The organism is Phaeodactylibacter sp., from assembly GCF_040219495.1.
Taxonomy (GTDB): domain Bacteria; phylum Bacteroidota; class Bacteroidia; order Chitinophagales; family Saprospiraceae; genus Phaeodactylibacter.
In genome coordinates, this window is sequence record NZ_JAVJSK010000099.1 from 1 (window position 1) to 17,378 (window position 17,378).

General features: G+C 53.5%; 18 protein-coding genes. 12 read left to right on the forward strand and 6 right to left on the reverse strand.

Features of this window, described 5'->3' with window-relative positions:
• Positions 1–297: 297 nt before the first annotated feature.
• A complete protein-coding gene (locus tag RIC19_RS15235) occupies positions 298–1,452 on the forward strand; it encodes an aminotransferase class V-fold PLP-dependent enzyme (protein WP_350179196.1) in 1,155 nt (384 codons plus the stop codon).
• Positions 1,453–1,644: 192 nt separating this feature from the next.
• Here the strand turns inward: RIC19_RS15235 and RIC19_RS15240 are convergent, their stop codons facing one another.
• A complete protein-coding gene (locus tag RIC19_RS15240; protein WP_350179197.1) occupies positions 1,645–2,223 on the reverse strand; it encodes a uracil-DNA glycosylase family protein in 579 nt (192 codons plus the stop codon).
• A gap of 90 nt (positions 2,224–2,313) precedes the next feature.
• Here RIC19_RS15240 and RIC19_RS15245 point away from each other — a divergent pair, with 90 nt between their 5' ends.
• From RIC19_RS15245 to msrA, 3 genes are read left to right on the forward strand one after another with little or no spacing between them, the layout of a single operon-like run.
• Positions 2,314–2,538, forward strand: coding sequence for a hypothetical protein (locus tag RIC19_RS15245; RefSeq protein ID WP_350179198.1), 225 nt, complete (start codon positions 2,314–2,316; stop codon positions 2,536–2,538).
• Positions 2,539–2,543: 5 nt separating this feature from the next.
• Positions 2,544–2,942: a methionine-R-sulfoxide reductase gene (locus RIC19_RS15250; RefSeq protein WP_350179199.1), complete on the forward strand. Its 399-nt coding sequence runs from the start codon at positions 2,544–2,546 to the stop codon at positions 2,940–2,942.
• The gene (gene msrA / locus RIC19_RS15255; protein WP_350179200.1) at positions 2,921–3,412 is read left to right on the forward strand and encodes a peptide-methionine (S)-S-oxide reductase MsrA; all 492 of its coding nucleotides are present in this window, start codon (positions 2,921–2,923) and stop codon (positions 3,410–3,412) included. The genes RIC19_RS15250 and msrA overlap by 22 nt, the downstream gene beginning before the upstream one ends.
• Before the next feature lie 4 nt (positions 3,413–3,416).
• On the opposite strand, the gene corA is transcribed toward msrA, so the two are convergent.
• Positions 3,417–4,556, reverse strand: a complete 1,140-nt coding sequence (corA, locus tag RIC19_RS15260; RefSeq protein WP_350179201.1) for a magnesium/cobalt transporter CorA — start codon at positions 4,554–4,556, stop codon at positions 3,417–3,419.
• Positions 4,557–4,811: 255 nt separating this feature from the next.
• Between corA and RIC19_RS15265 the strand changes: the two genes are divergently transcribed.
• The 3 genes from RIC19_RS15265 to RIC19_RS15275 all read left to right on the forward strand — a co-directional run bounded on the left by RIC19_RS15265 (position 4,812) and on the right by RIC19_RS15275 (position 8,514).
• Positions 4,812–5,450: a rhodanese-like domain-containing protein gene (locus RIC19_RS15265; protein ID WP_350179202.1), complete on the forward strand. Its 639-nt coding sequence runs from the start codon at positions 4,812–4,814 to the stop codon at positions 5,448–5,450.
• Positions 5,451–5,463: 13 nt separating this feature from the next.
• Positions 5,464–7,221 carry a SulP family inorganic anion transporter gene (locus RIC19_RS15270; RefSeq protein ID WP_350179203.1) on the forward strand — a complete coding sequence of 586 codons (1,758 nt, stop codon included), beginning with the start codon at positions 5,464–5,466 and terminating at the stop codon, positions 7,219–7,221.
• A 117-nt stretch (positions 7,222–7,338) separates the two neighbouring features.
• Positions 7,339–8,514, forward strand: a complete 1,176-nt coding sequence (locus RIC19_RS15275; protein WP_350179204.1) for a hypothetical protein — start codon at positions 7,339–7,341, stop codon at positions 8,512–8,514.
• Here RIC19_RS15275 and RIC19_RS15280 read toward each other — a convergent pair.
• Positions 8,502–9,122, reverse strand: a complete 621-nt coding sequence (locus tag RIC19_RS15280) for a DUF1684 domain-containing protein (RefSeq protein WP_350179205.1) — start codon at positions 9,120–9,122, stop codon at positions 8,502–8,504. The genes RIC19_RS15275 and RIC19_RS15280 overlap by 13 nt on opposite strands.
• A gap of 3 nt (positions 9,123–9,125) precedes the next feature.
• Complete coding sequence (gene galE, locus RIC19_RS15285; RefSeq protein WP_350179206.1) at positions 9,126–10,160, reverse strand: UDP-glucose 4-epimerase GalE; 1,035 nt, start codon at positions 10,158–10,160, stop codon at positions 9,126–9,128.
• A 216-nt stretch (positions 10,161–10,376) separates the two neighbouring features.
• Between galE and cysQ the strand changes: the two genes are divergently transcribed.
• From cysQ to mce, 3 genes are all read left to right on the forward strand, one after another.
• Positions 10,377–11,156 (forward strand): 3'(2'),5'-bisphosphate nucleotidase CysQ, encoded by a 780-nt coding sequence (gene cysQ, locus RIC19_RS15290; RefSeq protein ID WP_350179207.1) that lies wholly within the window; start codon positions 10,377–10,379, stop codon positions 11,154–11,156.
• Between the two features lie 46 nt (positions 11,157–11,202).
• Positions 11,203–12,471 carry an O-antigen ligase family protein gene (locus RIC19_RS15295; protein ID WP_350179208.1) on the forward strand — a complete coding sequence of 423 codons (1,269 nt, stop codon included), beginning with the start codon at positions 11,203–11,205 and terminating at the stop codon, positions 12,469–12,471.
• Between the two features lie 69 nt (positions 12,472–12,540).
• Entirely contained in the window at positions 12,541–12,945 is a 405-nt protein-coding gene (mce, locus tag RIC19_RS15300) for a methylmalonyl-CoA epimerase (RefSeq protein WP_350179209.1), read from the forward strand.
• A gap of 51 nt (positions 12,946–12,996) precedes the next feature.
• Here the strand turns inward: mce and glpX are convergent, their stop codons facing one another.
• Positions 12,997–14,037 carry a class II fructose-bisphosphatase gene (gene glpX, locus RIC19_RS15305; protein ID WP_350179210.1) on the reverse strand — a complete coding sequence of 347 codons (1,041 nt, stop codon included), beginning with the start codon at positions 14,035–14,037 and terminating at the stop codon, positions 12,997–12,999.
• A gap of 65 nt (positions 14,038–14,102) precedes the next feature.
• A complete protein-coding gene (locus RIC19_RS15310) occupies positions 14,103–14,753 on the reverse strand; it encodes an HAD family hydrolase (RefSeq protein ID WP_350179211.1) in 651 nt (216 codons plus the stop codon).
• Between the two features lie 308 nt (positions 14,754–15,061).
• On the opposite strand from RIC19_RS15310, the gene RIC19_RS15315 reads away from it, so the two are divergent.
• A complete protein-coding gene (locus RIC19_RS15315; RefSeq protein ID WP_350179212.1) occupies positions 15,062–15,604 on the forward strand; it encodes a YbhB/YbcL family Raf kinase inhibitor-like protein in 543 nt (180 codons plus the stop codon).
• A 324-nt stretch (positions 15,605–15,928) separates the two neighbouring features.
• On the forward strand, positions 15,929–17,068 hold the full coding sequence (gene dinB, locus RIC19_RS15320; RefSeq protein ID WP_350179213.1) for a DNA polymerase IV: 1,140 nt from the start codon (positions 15,929–15,931) through the stop codon (positions 17,066–17,068).
• Positions 17,069–17,378 lie beyond the last annotated feature (310 nt).

Below are 17,378 nucleotides of genomic sequence, written 5' to 3' on the forward strand. Positions count from 1 at the left end.
CCACGCGCGACATGGGTACACTGATGACGCTGATCTGACTGATGGCACTGATCTGCTCGACGAGACCCGCCACGCTGGATGGCCCGCCCGGAAATCTCCGTAATCCCTCCAATCTGTGTTCCAACCCTCCACGCGCGACATGGGTACACTGATGACGCTGATCTGACTGATGGCACTGATCTGCTCGACGAGACCCGCCACGCTGGATGGCCCGCCCGGAAATCTCCGTAATCCCTCCAATCTGTGTTCCAACCCTCCACCCTATCAACACCAAAAACTGTAGCTTAGCAGCAAAAAATGCTATCCAGCCAACGCCACCTTTTTGACCTGCCTGATGATGTAGCCTACTTGAATGGTGCTTATATGTCTCCGCAGTTGCGTGCAGTGGAAACCGCAGGTATCAAAGCCCTTCAGCGCAAAAGCCAGCCCTTTAACATCCAACTGGAAGACTTCTTTGAGCCCGTACAGGCGCTTCGGTCCGCTTACGCCCGTTTGATCAACTGCCCGGACCCAGGCCGTATTGCCATCATTCCTTCCGTTTCCTACGGTATGGCTGCCGTTGCGCGTAACCTGAAGCTGCAGCCCGGCGACAACATCGTCATCACCCGGGAGCAATTCCCCAGTAACTACTACGCCTGGGAGCAGGTAACCGAAGCCAGTGGGGCTAGCATCAGAGTGGTCGACCCACCACAGGAGTTCCCCAGAGGACAGGCCTGGAATAATGCCCTCTTGCAGGCGATTGACGAACGCACCGCAATGGTCGCTATGGGTCAGGTGCACTGGGCTGACGGCACTTTATTTGACCTGCAGGCTATCCGCCAACGCGCAACAACGGTGGGTGCGTTACTGGTCATTGATGGTACCCAATCCGTGGGCGCTTACCCCTTTGATGTGGCAGCCATTCAGCCTGATGCCCTGATCTGTGCCGGCTACAAATGGCTAATGGGCCCCTACAGCATCGGCCTGGCGTACTACGGCCCGGCATTCGATAAAGGCTTTCCAGTAGAAGAGAACTGGATCAACCGGGTGGACAGCCACGATTTCCGTAACCTGGTCAACTATCAGCCCAATTACCAGCCGCTGGCGGCGCGCTACAACATGGGCGAGCAGAGCAACTTTATCCTCGTCCCTATGATGAAGGCGGGCATTGACCAACTGCTGGAATGGGGCACAGATAACATCCAAAGTTATGCTCAGGCGCTACTGGGGGACGCACTCCGGGAACTGGAAGAACGGGGCTGCACCATAGAACCGGAAGATCAACGGGCGCATCATCTGGTGGGCGTCCGCCTGCCCGGGGGAGCCAATATAGAACGCTTCCGGGAGCGGCTGCAGGAAGGGCAGGTACATGTTTCTATCCGGGGTAATGCGATTCGGGTATCCTGCCATTTATATAATGAAATGCGGGAGGTGGAGCGGTTGATGGAATGTTTTGAGGCGGTAACCCAATAAGGGCCTATTCCGATACTATAGTGCTAAAGTCTCGAAAAATAGGTCATGAGCTGTGGAGTGAGGCTTTGCTGCAATTGGAACGGCCGCAGCGTAAGCTAAAAACAGACAAAAGACCGGTTTGAGAGCGCACACCTGAAAGGTACGGTCAGGTAAAAAGGTATCAGAAGGCCATTCCACTGACATTCCTCATTGCTACAGTTCGAGAATTGCATCAACTTTTGCTTGTAAGTATGGAACCACTTCCGCCTCAAACCAGGGATTACGGCTCAGCCATCGGTTATTGAGGGGAGAAGGGTGCGGCAAAGGCAGCACCTTTGGGCCATACTCCTGAAAAGAACGGACCGTTTCGGTAAGATTGCGTTTCCGGGATTTGCCCAGGTAGTAGCGCTGTGCGTACTGCCCGATATAAAGGGTAAGTTGTATTTTCGGCATCATTGCCAATAACGCAGCGTGCCACTGCGGCGCGCATTCCGGCCGGGGCGGCAAGTCGCCTGTAGCGGCCTTACCCGGATAGCAAAAGCCCATCGGCAAAATACTGAAGCAGGTAGGGTCATAAAAAGTAGCCTCCTCTACATTCAGCCACTGCCGCAGGCGCACACCGCTGGGATCGTAGTAGGGTATGCCCTTTTCGTGGGCCAACCGGCCCGGTGCCTGACTGATCAATGCGATACGGGCATCCGGATGAACCGAAAAAATAGGCCGGGGTGGCACCGGAAGGGACACTTCACAAATGCGGCATTGGCGAATAGTAGCACGAAGAGCAGCAGTCATAAATCACAGTTTTGACTAGACGCATTTAACATCAGCAGGCCTCGGCTTGTTATAAAGAAACATTACTAACCAACTTAAACTAACTACCTCATGAAAGAAGATTGGGTAAAAGTATTCGAATCCTCAGAAATTTTGAAAACCAAACTGGTTGAAGATGCATTAAAACGGCAGGGCGTTGAAAGCCATATTCTCGAAAGGCCCGACAGTGCCATCCCTTCACTAGGGGCAGCTACGTTGTATGCGCCTCAGGAGAAGGCGCAAAAAGCCATAAAAATCATCCAGGCTATTGACTTTTCAGCTGTAGAAGAAGATTGAAACTTATGACAAAAAGCAAAGAAAACTGGAATTCACTAACCCCGGAAGAGGAGCGCGTGATCGTGCACAAAGGTACGGAGCGCCCCTTTATCGGGGAATATGACAACCACAAAGCGCCCGGCGTGTATGTTTGCCGGCGTTGCGAAACCCCGCTTTACAAATCGGAAGACAAGTTCTCTTCCGGTTGCGGGTGGCCCAGCTTCGATGATGAAATCCCTGGCGCCGTACGCCGGGAAACAGATGCCGATGGGCGGCGTACCGAAATCCTCTGCGAAAACTGCGGTGGCCACCTCGGTCACGTCTTCATCGGAGAGCGGCTGACTGCCAAAAATACCCGCCACTGTGTCAACTCCATTTCTATGAAGTTCATACCGCAGGCCGAATGGGAGCAACAACAGCAGTAGCGACTTTCGCATGTGGCTGTTTTTGGAGCAAGGCATACTTTTTCAGCAAAGTCCCCGGTGTGGTATCTACCAGAGTAGGCTACACCGGTGGGCATCTCCCCCATCCGACTTACCATCAGGTTTGCACCAAAACCACCGGGCATGCGGAGGCGGTGGAAGTGACTTATGACCCGGCTATAGTCCGTTATGACGCGCTTGTGCGTTTCTTCTTTGAAATGCATGACCCAACTATAGACCGCCGTAATAAAGGCGGGCAATACCGCTCGTCTATTTTTTACCATACGGCTGATCAGCAGGTCGTAGCCGAGGGCTTGTGGGAGCATCTTTGGGAAAGTGGATATGCCATCAAGACCAGCATTGAGCCAGCCACCACCTTTTGGCAAGCAGAAGAACGGCATCAGCAATACTGCGAAAAAAGAGGCATCGTGCCTAAGTCCTTCCGGAAAGTACGGTTCACGACTGCCGGTTAGGGGCTTACAACCAATTGCGCTGCCGGAAATAGTAAATCAGCCCCCCACTGATGATCAGCATCAGGCCCCACAAGTAATAATAGCCGTACTGCCAGTTGAGCTCTGGCATATGCTTAAAGTTCATCCCGTAAATGCCCGCCAGAAACGTCAACGGAATAAAAATAGTGGAAATAATAGTCAGTACCTGCATGATGCTGTTCATCTTGAAACTGATCTCGCTGAGGTAAAGGTCGTATAGCCCATTCATCATTTCCCGGACTGTATCGATATTTTCCATCACCTGAATGGTGTGGTCGTGCAGGTCCCGAATAAAGACATCAGTCCCTTCCAAAAGAAGGTGGCTATCCGACCGGGAGAATTGCCCGATCGCATCACGCAGGGGCGCTACCGTTTTGCGCAGGGTAATGATCTGTAAGCGCAGGTTGTGGATTTTGCCTTTGCTATCGCGGTTCGCTTTGGAAAGGATTTCCTCTTCGAGGTCATCAAGGACAAAATCCATGCGGTCTAAAAGGAGGTAATAATGGTCCACGATATTGTCTGCAAGAGCATAAGCCAGGTAATCTGCTTTGCGCTTTCGGATTTTCGCCCGCCCCGATTGAATGCGCTCCTGAACCCCAAGAAACAAGTTGGTATCGTTTTCCTGAAAGGAAAGCACGAAGCCCTCCCCAAAAAAAATAGCGACCTGCTCGGTCATAACACGTTGCTCCGCTTCATTATAAGATAATGCTTGCAGGATCAGGAAAAGCCCGTTCTCATAATCCTCAAACTTAGGCCGCTGATGCGTATCCAGGATATCCTCCAAGGCCAGCGGGTGCACATTAAACTTATTCCCCAATTCCTCAATGAGCGCCACATCATGCAAGCCCCGTACATCATACCATCGTACCACAGCCTCTTCTGAGGAAGGTGGGATTTTCCCTTTTGCCTTCTGTTCGCGCACTTCTCCCTGCGTGCTGTATTCAATCAGGCTCACCTGCACCTCCTCCATTTTCTTTTGCCCGGTAAATACCAGGCTACCAGGTGCCAGTCCTGTATTTTGACGCTTTTTTTTGCGTGGCTTTAGTTTAAGCGCCGCCTTTGCAGTAATTTTGGGTAAACTCATGGTGGTAAAATAGTTGATTTTTGCAATAATCCAATTTGCCATGCCCATAAGAGCTTGCTGAAATTTTGATTTCGGAGCGAAAGCAGCCAAATCTTGTTCTGATCAGGACACAACAAGAGAGCATAGTCTTAGCTACGCAACCGAAGAGCAAGATGAAATTCGGCAAGAACAGCTCGAAGTGTAAAACCCCGACAAGCTCTAAAAGTATGTTTGGAGCACCTTTACGTTGAAAATCACCTCCAAACACTCTAAACACCTGCCCGTTTATCCAATTATCATTAAAATCTGAAGATGAATATGGCACATCAACCCCTGCCTTTGTCCGTAGAAGAATTTGAAACGGCTGCCAACATAGCCGGCACCCTTGTGTTGGATGTTCGGGAGAAGGGCATTTTCAGTAAAGGCTTCATCCCCGGCTCTGTTTTTATCGGACTGGAGGGCGACTTCACCTACTGGGCAAAGCAGGTACTGCCTGGCCCGGCAATCAAATTATTACTAATTGTACCGGAACCCCAGGTCGGAAAAGCCACTCAATTGCTCATGGAAGCCGGTTTCAACAACATCGTGGGCTACCTCAGTGGTGGGTTTGAAGCCTGGAAAAACACCGGAAAGCCGGTTGAGGAGGTACCTACGCTAGATGTGCCCGGCTTTGCGGCGGATTACCAATCTGGCAGGGTTGCCCATGTTTTGGACGTACGTCGGCAGGATGAATACGATGACCGCCACATCAGGCAGGCTCAGCTCCTGCCCCTGGAGGAATTGCGGGACCGGATCAGCGAAGCAGACCCCTTGAAGCCGTACCATCTGCACTGCCGAAGTGGCTACCGCTCAACGATCGCCGCCAGTATGCTCAAGGCAAGGGGCAGTGCTCCCGTAGTTAATCTGCACGGCATGATTGACGATGTTTTTGATGCAGGTGTGCCTCATAATGAATAAGATCTTTTGGCCATTGAAGCAGTTTATACCCATACTGGACTGGTTGCCCAAGTACAAGCGCAGCTACCTTAGCGGCGATATCCAATCCGGGCTCACCGTTGCGATCATGCTCGTGCCCCAAGGCATGGCTTACGGGCTGCTCGCCGGTTTGCCGCCTATCTACGGCCTTTATGCCAGTCTGTTTTCGTTGGTACTCTACGCCATTTTTGGCACCTCCCGTCAGTTGTCAGTAGGGCCGGCAGCCATCGTCTCTATGCTAGTCGCTGCCGGGATTTACAATCTGGGTGCTGACCTGAGTCCCGCCGAGATGGTTAGCATCGCCGTATCTATCGCGCTATTGGCCGGATTAATGCAGTTGGTACTGGGCGTCTTCCGGCTGGGAGTCTTGGTCAACTTTTTATCTCACCCCGTGATCGCAGGGTTTGCCTCAGCTGCGGCTTTCATTATCGCTTTCAGCCAGTTGAAACACCTGCTGGGCATCCCACTGCAGCGCAGCAATAACATTTTCGTATTAGCAGCAGATGCCATTGAACACATTGGGCAACTGCACTGGCTCACCCTGGGTATCAGCCTAGGGAGCGTCGCCATCCTCCGGGGGTTGAAGCGCATCAGTAAAGCAATTCCGGGTGCACTCGTTGTTGTCTTATTGGGCACACTACTGGTGGTTGGGTTTGAGCTGGATCAGCAAGGGGTGGCCATCATTGGGAAGGTACCGGAAGGGCTACCGGCTTTTGCATGGCCCAATATCTCACCTGACCGGTTGCTTAACGTCTGGCCGATTGCTATGACCATCGGCATCATCAGCTTTATTGAGTCTGTTGCGATCGCCAAAACGATGGGGCGGCAGCAAAATACCCCACGCATCGACCCCAATCAGGAGCTGATTGCCCTGGGGATTACCAAAATCGGAGGAGCGTTCTTCCAGGCTTTCCCGACTTCAGGCAGTTTTTCCCGCTCAGCCATTCATGTGGAATCCGGGGCTAAGACGGGCATTTCCTCTCTGATCAGTGCACTGATTATTACGCTGACTTTGCTGTTTTTCACCGAGTGGTTCTTCTATTTGCCCAAGGCTGTCCTTGCGGCTATTATTTTGTCTGCCGTGATCAACCTCGTGGACTATCAGGAAGCCCGCCACCTCTGGACCGCAGACCGGCGCGATTTCTGGACGATGCTCGCCACCTTCACAGCCACGCTCCTCCTCGGTATTCAGGATGGAGTACTGATTGGGGTGCTGCTATCGCTTGCGATAATGGTGTACCGCAATTCGCGGCCCCACATAGCTGTGCTCGGCCAACTGCCCAACTCCCGGCGCTACCGCAGCATTGGCCGGTTTTCCAATGCACAGCAGCACGAAGAAGTCCTCATCGTTCGTTTTGACGCGCAACTGTACTTTGGCAATGCCGACTACTTCCGGGATGAACTGGAGCGGCTAGTCACCCACGAAGGGCGGGCACTCAAGCTGTTTATCCTGGACGCCTCGAGTATTCATGATATTGATACGACGGGAGCCGAAGCCCTGAGTGAAATCATCAGCGTTTTGCAAAACCGGAATATTCGCTTTTTCATCTCGGGCGTAGTTGGCCCAGCCCGGGATGCCCTCACCCGTCATGGCCTGATGCAGGTCATTGGAGCGCGCAATCAGTTTATACAAATTCATGATGCGGTGGAGTACTACAACACGGCTGCGGAGGATGCGGACAGCAGCTGGACAGCAGATGCCCTACAGACCAATGTGCCCAGAAAAAGCAAACGGAAGTTTAGCGATGAATAAGCCGTTGACTCTCCGGCACGGCAGCCCAAAAGCACGAAGCCAGACTTGGTACAAAATCTTCCCTACAAATTTCGGACTTATTCTCTGATCGTCCCTAACTTTAGCCCAAAATAACCTATGGCAAGACTGACCCTCTTTTTCGCGCTGCTGTTAGCCCTGCCCCTGGCACTACGGGCTCAACTGACGACTTACTATCCCGCTAAAATCTGGCTCAAAAACGGAGAGCGCCTGACCGGTGAAATCGAAAAGCCGGATTGGCAAAAAGGCACAGAGCGCTTACTGTACCGCAGCAAATCAGACCCGGAGCCTCAGTTTCTAAATACACCGGAGATCGACAAAATCATACTGACCGAAGACCAACTCGAGCGGCGCTACCTGAGCCGTTCTGTGCAGCGCCTCTACCTGCCCGACACCATGCCGGTGGGCGACACTCTGCTCTACGTACAGGACACCCTACTGCTGCAAGCCGTAGTGGAAGGCACTCTTGGCTTTTACTACCATGAGACTCCCGGAGGGCGGGCGAACTACTTTTTGGAAAAGGGTGGCGTATTCACGCAACTCGTACAACACAGCTACCACCGTGTGGGCAGTGGCCGCCGCATCCGGTTCAGGCATGACCAATGGCAGGAACAACTCCTCACGGTGATGTCGGATTGCCGGGCAACGAAGGACCGGATTCCCAAAATCCAGTTTACGGACGAGGGTATCAAGCGGTTGTTTGTGCAGTACAATGAATGTGGGAGCCGAAAGCGGCTTGATTACGAGCTGGAGTTCAAAAAATGGACCCTGCGCCCGGGTGTACAGGCCGGCGCGGCGTTTACCCGGGTCAGTACGCGCGACCGGATTTTCAGGGATGCCGGTACCGGTAGCTTTGCGCCCAGAATTGGGGCCAGCCTGCTCCTCCTGCCTTTTCAGGGCGATGGCAGGTCAGGCTTTCTCGCAGAAGTCCTCTACGCGCCATTCCGGACTACCGACGACTTCGATAACTTTGAAGTGGATGCCGACTACCTGCAACTCAACCTTGGCGTGCGCAACAGTGGTATTGCCACCGTATTCGGGAGTATTTTTGCCGGTTTCAGTATTGCCCGGCAAATCGGTGACCCAATACGGACCAACCTCACCGACCGGGTGATCCAACCTACGCAGCTTGGCCTCTTTGGCGGGTTTAGCATAAGCGGGGAGCATGTAGAAGTGAGCCTGTGCTACGAAATCGACGACATCGGACTGCTTTCGCCCAATGCGCCCTTTTTCTACACCAATAGCCTGAGCCTGATGGCAGGCTACCGTTTCTGATAATCCAGCTCGCCTGCCTCAATGAGGACTGGCAGGTGGTTTTCCAGAGGTGGGATGGGGCAGTTGTAGCCATCACTGTAGGCGCACCAGGGATTGTAGGCTTTGTTAAAATCAATAGTAAGCCGCCCGTCCTGAATAGCTGATTTAGTGATATCCATGTATCGGCCGCCCCCGTAGGTTTCCACGCTGTTGGTATCATCTTTGAATGGGATGAACAGGTAATCGCGGTACTGCGGCATACGAATGAGGCGGAGGCTTTGGTAGACGGCCAACTGCAGCGTAGTGTCTTTGAGCTGGAAAGTGGCGGTCCCGAACTTCACATAAGGCTTGGTGATGCCGCTGTAAGTGGGCATATCAAAGGACTCGGCATCCGTTGTACGCTCAAAGGTTGCGGTAACCCGGTAGGAGGTATCCGGGGCATAGAACCGTAATTTCTTCACGCCTTTCCGGTTCAGGGGCGCGCGCTCGTCTTCCAGGAATTCCTGTTTGTAATGCTTGCGGTGCTTGCGGATGGTTTTGGCGTAGGCGGCATCCGCCTGCCCCCGGCTACTCAGCGGCAGCAGGCACAGGCAGGCGAATACAGCGAATAAGCTTAGGTTCTGCAGCATACGTTACACTTCTTCTTTAGCCTGACTGCGGACCTTTTCCCAGTTCCAGGCGGTGCGCATAATGTCGTTCACATCGCGCTTTGGTGCCCAGCCCAACTGGTCTGCCGCCTTTTTATAATTGGCATAGATAGCGACCACATCGCCCGGGCGGCGGGGGCCTATATGGTAGGGCAGTTTTTCGCCCGTAACTTTCATGAAAGCGTTCACTGCTTCCAGGACCGTAACGCCCTCACCGATACCGAGGTTAAAGACCGATACCGGTGCTTCCTGCTTACCGGCGATGAGGTGCTGCAATGCTTTGGTATGCGCATTAGCCAGGTCCATCACATGAATATAATCGCGGATACAGCTACCGTCGCGGGTGTTATAGTCATCTCCAAAAACCATGAGTGCCTTTCGTTTGCCGATAGCCGCTTCGGTGATCACCGGCACGAGGTTGGAGGCCGGCGTGGTCGGCGACTCCCCGATTTTGGCACTTTCGTGCGCGCCGGCAGGGTTGAAGTAGCGCAGCAGGATGTTATTTTGCCCGGGGTGGCGGTGGGAAAAATCATGTACCATCTGCTCGCCCATCTGCTTGGTACGGGCATAGGGCGACTCTGCTTCTTCCAGGGGGGTCTTTTCCGTTACCGGCAGCTCAGAGGCGTTGCCGTAGACCGAGCAGGAAGAAGAAAAGATGAAGTTGGGCACGTCGTAGCGCACCATACAGTCAAGCACGTTGATCAGGCTGTTGAGGTTGTTGCGGAAATAGCGAAGAGGCTGCTCCACGGACTCACCGACATGCTTAAGGGCAGCAAAATGGATCACACCAGCCAGGTCATCGTGAGCCTTAAACATGGCTTCCGTTGCCGCCAGGTCACAGAGATCAATGGCATAGTTGTGGACCCGCCGACCGGTAATGGCCTCTATGCCATCCAGTACTGCTTCACTTGAGTTGCTGAGGTTGTCGGCCGAAATGACTTCGAAACCATGATCAATCAAATCAACAATGGTATGGCTGCCGATATAGCCACAACCGCCGGTAACTAAAATTTTGTGCATGGGGCAAGTAGTTTATTAGGTGGATAATTCATGTATAAATAGTGGGAGCCCTTTGGTGGCTGCCGGTTTTCAACCTACCTTTACAACCTGAAGGATGGGAGGTGCCCCGTTCAGGAATGTTTTGGCAGGACTTGCTTAGCGTTGTCCTTGCTCTCCAAAGGTAAACGTTTGTCAGGACTTTCGTAATTAGTCTGCAAACTCTAAGCGAAAATAACAATGGATAAAAAAGAACTTGCTCAGGAAGTGGTACAGATTGCCCGCCACGCTGGCGCTGCTATTATGGCGATTTACAGCAAAAAAGACCTAGGTATAGAACTCAAGGCCGACGAATCACCCCTCACCCTGGCGGATCAGGCTGCGAATGAGGTCATCTGCCGGGAGCTCGAAAAGCTGCCCGTACAGTACCCTATCATATCGGAAGAAAACAAAGCTGTGCCCTACGAGACCCGCAAAGACTACGAATACCACTGGCTGGTCGACCCCCTGGACGGCACCAAGGAATTCATTAAGCGCAACGGGGAGTTCACAGTCAATATTGCGCTCATCCATCAGGGCAAGCCGGTGATGGGCGTAGTGTATGTCCCTTGTTTTGATGAAGCCTACTGGGGCGCAGCCGGGGTAGGTGCTTTTTTGGAATCCAAAGGAGAGATGACTAAGCTGGAAGTCCCACCGTTTAGGCTTACAGACGAAGGGCTGAGCGTTGTCTGCTCCCGTTCGCACCTCAATGAAGATACGCAGGCTTTTGTGGACAACCTCAACCGCCCCGACCTGGTGCCCAAAGGCAGCTCCCTGAAGTTCCTGATCATTGCAAAGGGCGAAGCTCATGTGTACCCACGGCTGGGGCCTACGATGGAGTGGGACACCGCCGCGGCTCAGGCCGTACTGGAACAATCCGGGGGTGCGGTAATCGACGAAGAGACCCAAGCGCCCCTGCGTTACAACAAGGAGAACCTGCTCAATCCGTACTTCATTGCTTACGGCGGCTTGCAGGCCTAACCCAACCCTTAGAGGCTTACTGCCGGTCTAAGCTTTCAAAAGGTTTATGCCCATCGAATTCAAGGTGCTTCAACAAGGTCCCTTTCCGCAGCCCGTCCACCATCAGTGGCTGGGCATGGCATGCCTGATCGCAATGATGGTAGGCATGATGACTTCAGCGGAGGCGCTGATCAGCATCGCTTTTATTGCATTGGTGGTGAATGTGGTGCTCAACCGGCAGCTCCCGCAGTTGTGGAAACGCTTTTTGCGGCACCCCGCACTCCTGGGCATTACGGGCATCTTCCTGATGTACACGCTTTCCGGGCTGTATTCAGAAAACACCGTCTACCTGTTCAGGCGCCTGCGCACTTCTTTACCTCTGCTTTTGCTGCCCTTTGCGATTTTATCTTTGCCCCGGTTCGGCAAACAGGCATACTACAGCCTGCTTTACCTGTTTTTTGTGCTCACCCTCCTGGCCTGCATAGCTGTCCTTTACCAGTACTGGGCGGACTACGCAGCCCTGACAGCCCTATACAAAAAGGGGCAGGTGATGCCCACCCCGATGCGGCACATCCGGTTTAGCCTGACGGTCGCGCTGGCGGTGGCAGCCGGCCTGTATTTAGCAGATCAGCGCTTCTGCTTGCGCTATATGGCAGAACGCTACCTACTGATTGGCGGCAGCATTTTCATGGCTGCCTTTCTGCACCTGTTAGCGGTGCGCAGCGGTTTGCTGGCGCTTTACCTTATGATGGGCTATGCTTTGGCCCGGCTAGTCCTCCTGCACCGGAAATTCATATTGGGAATGACTATTGTAATTGCTTCAGCAGGGCTAGCGTACGCTGCTATTCAATTCATTCCGACCCTGCAAAACAAGATCAACTACACGCAATACACCATATACTTGCTGGTTCGGGACGGAGAGGTGCAGGAGCTGTCAGATTCCCAGCGCCTCGGGTCGATCAAAGCCGGGCTGGCTATGGCGAAAGCCCACCCCTGGATAGGAGAAGGGCTGGGTGACATCAGGGATGCGGCCGAAGCCTACTACGAAGCCCATGCCCCTGGCCTGGCCGGACGCAAACTGTTGCCGCACAATCAGTACGTTTTTGTGCTGGGCGCTACCGGGCTGCTGGGGCTACTGTACTTCGTACTGGCCACCACCTATCCGCTGCTGTACCGGAGCGGCTATCGGGATGCCTTCTGGACAGCCTTTCACCTCATGATCTTTTCCTCCTTTATGGTAGAACACACCCTCGAAACACAATTTGGGCTCACCCTCTACCTGCTGTTTGCCCTGATGGGGCTCCGGCACATTGATGCACAAGGCCAGGACTTATGACTATGAGTTTGTATTCTTAGCCCGGCAAAGTATATTGCACCCCAAATTTGCAAACAAAAAACATAAGATATGGTCCGTCTCGAACATCTCGGCATTGCCGTCAAAAACCTGGAGGAAAGCAATGAGCTCTTTGAAAAAATGCTGGGCCGCCCGCTTTACAAAGTAGAAGAAGTGGCTTCAGAACATGTCAAGACCGCGTTTTTCAAGATTGGAGAATCCAAGATAGAACTACTGGAAGCGACCGCACCGGAAAGTGCTATTGCCAAATACGTTGAGAAGCGGGGCGAAGGTCTCCACCACGTTGCTTTTGAAGTAGAAGATATCTACGCTGAAATGGAACGCCTTAAAAATGAAGGTTTCCGCCTGCTCAATGAGGAGCCTAAACGCGGGGCGGACAACAAGCTCGTCTGCTTTGTACACCCCAAAAGCGCCAATGGCGTACTGATGGAGCTCTGCCAGGAAATCAGGGAATAGCCTCTGCGAGTGGAAGTGGTTGGTGATGTGAAGGTTGCTCCAAAACTATGCTCAATCCGGTGCGATAATTTCCATGGCAACGTGGGCGGGGGTTGTGCCAACGCGCCCCCCGATGTCATGGGTACGGTTGAGCCGGTGCACTCCTTTGATGTAGCGGATGGAGCCGGTAAGGGAGCGCAGCACAATGCTCTCTGTGGTCACACCTCCGCGCCGGTCAAAGTGCACGCCCTCCAGGAAAGTAGAATGGGTAATACCGGTTGCCGCGAAGAACGTATTGTTAGACCTGATCAGGTCATCTAAGGTCAGGACTTCTTTGATTTTCACGCCATCCTGCTTCAGCTGCCGCTTTTCGGCCTCCCGTTGCGGCGCGCGCATCCCCTGCATGCCACCGCCCAGCGCTTTCACGGCCGCTGCGGCAATCACACCTTCCGGAGTGCCGCCCACGCCCATCAGTACATCCACCCCTGTCCCGGGGATGGCAGCCATAAGCGCCCCGATCACATCGCCTTCTGCGTGCAGGGTGATCCGTGCGCCCGTCTGCCGGATCTCCTCAATCAGCGAAGTGTGGCGGGGTTTGTCCAGCACAAATACGGTGAGGTCTTCGACGTTGCGGCCCAAGACTTCGGCAATATTGTACAGATTGGTGGAGGGCGACTTGGTGATATCGATGGCAGCTTTGGCATCAGCTTCCACTACGATTTTGTTCATGTAATAGCTATTGCCCGGGTCCCACATACTCCCTTTGTCAGCCACGGCGATCGAGGTAATGGAATTGGGGCGCCCCTCGGCCAGCAAGGAGGTGCCTTCTACCGGGTCAACGGCTACATCTACCGCTGGCCCCTCGCCATTGCCTACTTCCTCCCCGTTGAAGAGCATGGGGGCTTCGTCTTTTTCACCTTCGCCAATGATGACGGTACCTTTCATATCTACCGTCCGCAGGAAAGTCCGCATCGCATCTACAGCGGCCTGATCGCCGGCTTCTTTTTTGCCCATGCCCATATAGCGGGCAGCAGCAATCGCAGCAGCTTCAGTAACGCGAACTAACTCCATAGCGAGGTTGCGGTCGGCACGAGGTGTATTCTGATCAGACATAAGTCAAGGTTTTAGCATAATTCAAAGATAGGAAAGCTGAGCGGGCTCTACTGTGCTGAATATCACTACAGGTCCAGTAATTCCGGAAATTGATCCACAAAATAATCCGGAGCCTCTTCTGCCAGCACCGCCCGGGGCCGGTAGCCGTAGGTGACGGCACAGGTGTACATACCGGCAGCCTTGGCCGCTTCTATATCGTGGGTGGAATCACCAACCATCAGCGCCCGGTCAGCAGGCACCTGCAATTGGTCCAGAATGCGCTGCAGGCCGGCGGGGTGCGGTTTTAGGGGATATGCATCCGGATTGGCGCCTTGTACTACATCCATGAGCGGGGCCATCTTCAGTGCCTCGGCTATGCGCCCGGTGAAGTGCTGCAGTTTATTACTGTAGATGGCGGTCTTTTTGGGCTTTAGAGCCCGCAGCGTATCCATCACTCCGGGATAGGGCTTGGTTTTGGTAACGAAGTGCTCCGCGTAGTAATCGTCGAAGTGTCTTTTTGCCTTGGTCAGCATCTCGGGGTCATCGGTGCCTGCCGCTTCTTTCAGCAGGTAAGACAGCCCGCTGCCCAGCAAAGGGGGGAGGGCCTCGTAGGACAATAGTGGCCGGCCCAGCTGCTGCATGGCGTGGTTGACGGCGTCTGCCAGGTCGAAGCGGGAGTCAACGAGGGTGCCGTCCAGGTCGAAAACAATAAGATCGATGTTGTCTAAGAAAGCCATTCGGTGGTATTTGTGGCTAAGGTACGGGAATTTGAGGTGCCGTTATGGTGATGTTTGTAGTCAAGAACAGCTGCTCAAACCTTTCTTCAGAGGTACTGGAGTTTTGATATTCTATACGGGCTTGATAGCCCCGCTCGTCAAACAGGCAAGCGTACATTGTAACACGCTCTCCTTCTCGTAGACAGACAAGCAGGCTGCCTCGGCTCGTCTCTAAACACACCTTACCGCAATAACCCCACTCATCTATCATCTTTTTAAAGAAATCAACGTTACAACACCGTATTTCTTTTTCATTTCAAATCCAAATTATGCTAAAATCTAACTTTTTACTATTGCTGATGTTCGCTCTGGGCACACTTACTCAGGCCCAAACCTTCACCCTAATGAGCGAAGATGCAGGCGGGCAGGCTACCAAGGTACAGGAAGCCAACACTTTTGGCTGCGATGGCGAAAATGTGTCGCCTCAGCTATCCTGGGAGAATGCGCCCGAGGGCACCAAAAGCTTTGCCATCACCATGTACGATCCGGACGCACCAACTGGCAGCGGTTTCTGGCACTGGGTGGCCTTTGACATCCCTGCTGATATTACAGCGCTAGCTTCCGGTGCAGGCAGTGGCAAGGGCCAAATGCCTAAAGGCAGTATTCAAAGTGTAACGAGCTACGGTGCGCCTGGCTACGGCGGCCCCTGCCCACCCAAAGGGCACGGCATCCACCAGTACGTGATCACTGTCCACGCCCTGAAAACGGACAAGCTGGGGCTCGATGCCAATACCAATCCATCGATCGTTGGCTTTTACCTCTGGCAGAATACGATTGAGAAGGCATCGGTTGTGATGTACTACAGCCGGTAATTTATAGTCCGCCAACCCAGGATTTGTGAATTCTGAATTGTCAGACTACAATAGAGTTTCAGAGAAACTGTAAGCTGCAGGGAAGCACCCCGCTACACGATTTTGTATAACATCGTGCCGGGTGCTTCCCTTTTTTATTTCCCCTCTGCCCCACACTTTCTGGGCTACCAAAATTACTACCAATTTTAGTTTGAAATTATTTGTTTCAAACAAGTAAATCATTTACTTTTACACGCCCTCCGGCATACTATGAAACGCTATGCTGACCAAGCTTGCCGGCTTTTGTGCTGGCAAGCCCCCCGCATAGCCCGAAAACGAAACAGCATGTTTGAACGAGCCATCCTGCACCTGGACCTCGACGCCTTTTTTGTGTCCGTAGAGCAGCTGTACAACAATGAATTACAGGGCAGGCCGCTAATCATTGGCGGCAGCAGCGGGCGGGGCGTAGTCGCAAGCTGCAGTTATGAGGCGCGGCATTTTGGCATCCACGCCGGTATGCCTATCCGCCATGCGCTACTGCGCTGCCCGGATGCTACCGTACTGCGGGGCGATATGGAAAACTATCTGAAGCATTCCAGGCTCGTCACGGAAATACTTGCGGAAGATGCGCCGGTCCTAGAGAAAGCTTCTATTGATGAATTTTACCTCGACATCAGCGGCATGGACCGTTACTTCGGCTGCTGGAAGTGGTCGCAGGAACTGCGGCAGAAGGTCATTCGCGAAAGCGGGCTGCCCTTGTCCATCGGCTTGGCGGCCAACAAGCTGGTCTCTAAAGTAGGCGCGGGGGAAAGTAAGCCCAACGGTGCGCAGTTGGTGGAGTCGGGCCGGGAGCAGCAGTTTTTAGCCCCCCTGCCAGTGCGCAGGTTACCGGCGGTGGGCAAGGTGACTTGTCACCGGTTGAGCCAAATGGGTATACGGACGGTACACGCCCTCAGTCAGGTGCCGCCCCTACTGCTGCAGCGCGAATTTGGCAAACCCGGCAAGCAATTGTGGGAAAAAGCGCATGGCATCGACCACCGCCCGGTAGTGCCCTATACGGAGCGGCAGTCGATCTCCACCGAGCGGACCTTTCAGACCGACACCACGAATGTCGAATTCCTCCGCACCACCCTCAACCAAATGGTAGCACAGCTCGCCTTTGAACTGCGGCAGTCCGAACGGCTGACCGCCTGCATCACAGTGAAACTACGGTATTCCGATTTTAATACCTTCACCCGGCAGTGCCGACTGCCCTATACCGCTTCCGATACGCTCCTGCTCCACCACGCCCGGGACCTGCTGGAACAACTGTATACGCGCCGGCAATTGGTACGCCTGCTGGGTGTCCGCTTCAGCAAGCTTGTGCCCGGCCACCCGCAGCTGAGCCTGTTTGATGCCTCAGCGGAGGAGCAGCGCCTGCAGGCCGCTATGGATGGGATACGGCAGCGATTTGGGAAAGGGGCGGTGGGGAGAGGAAATGGATAGGTTTTTCATAGCAATCCGAGGCTTCTGAATTCCGGCTTGAAGCCCTTCCATCTGCTGAGTTTTCCAGCCCTCCGCGTTAAACCTCGACAAGTATAAGCACGCAAAAACAAAACTAGACTTGATGCGCCGGAGTTAGAGCGTGTTGGGACTTTGCTTTTGGAGCGAACGTAGCCAAATTTTGTTCTGATCAAGGCGTGATACATTCAAGAATGGGATTAAAGGGACCCATTCTTGAATCACATAGCCTTAGCTACGTGACCGACCTGTCCGTGTCCCGTCGCCTGTGGGCTTTGGCCACCGGAGACCGTAC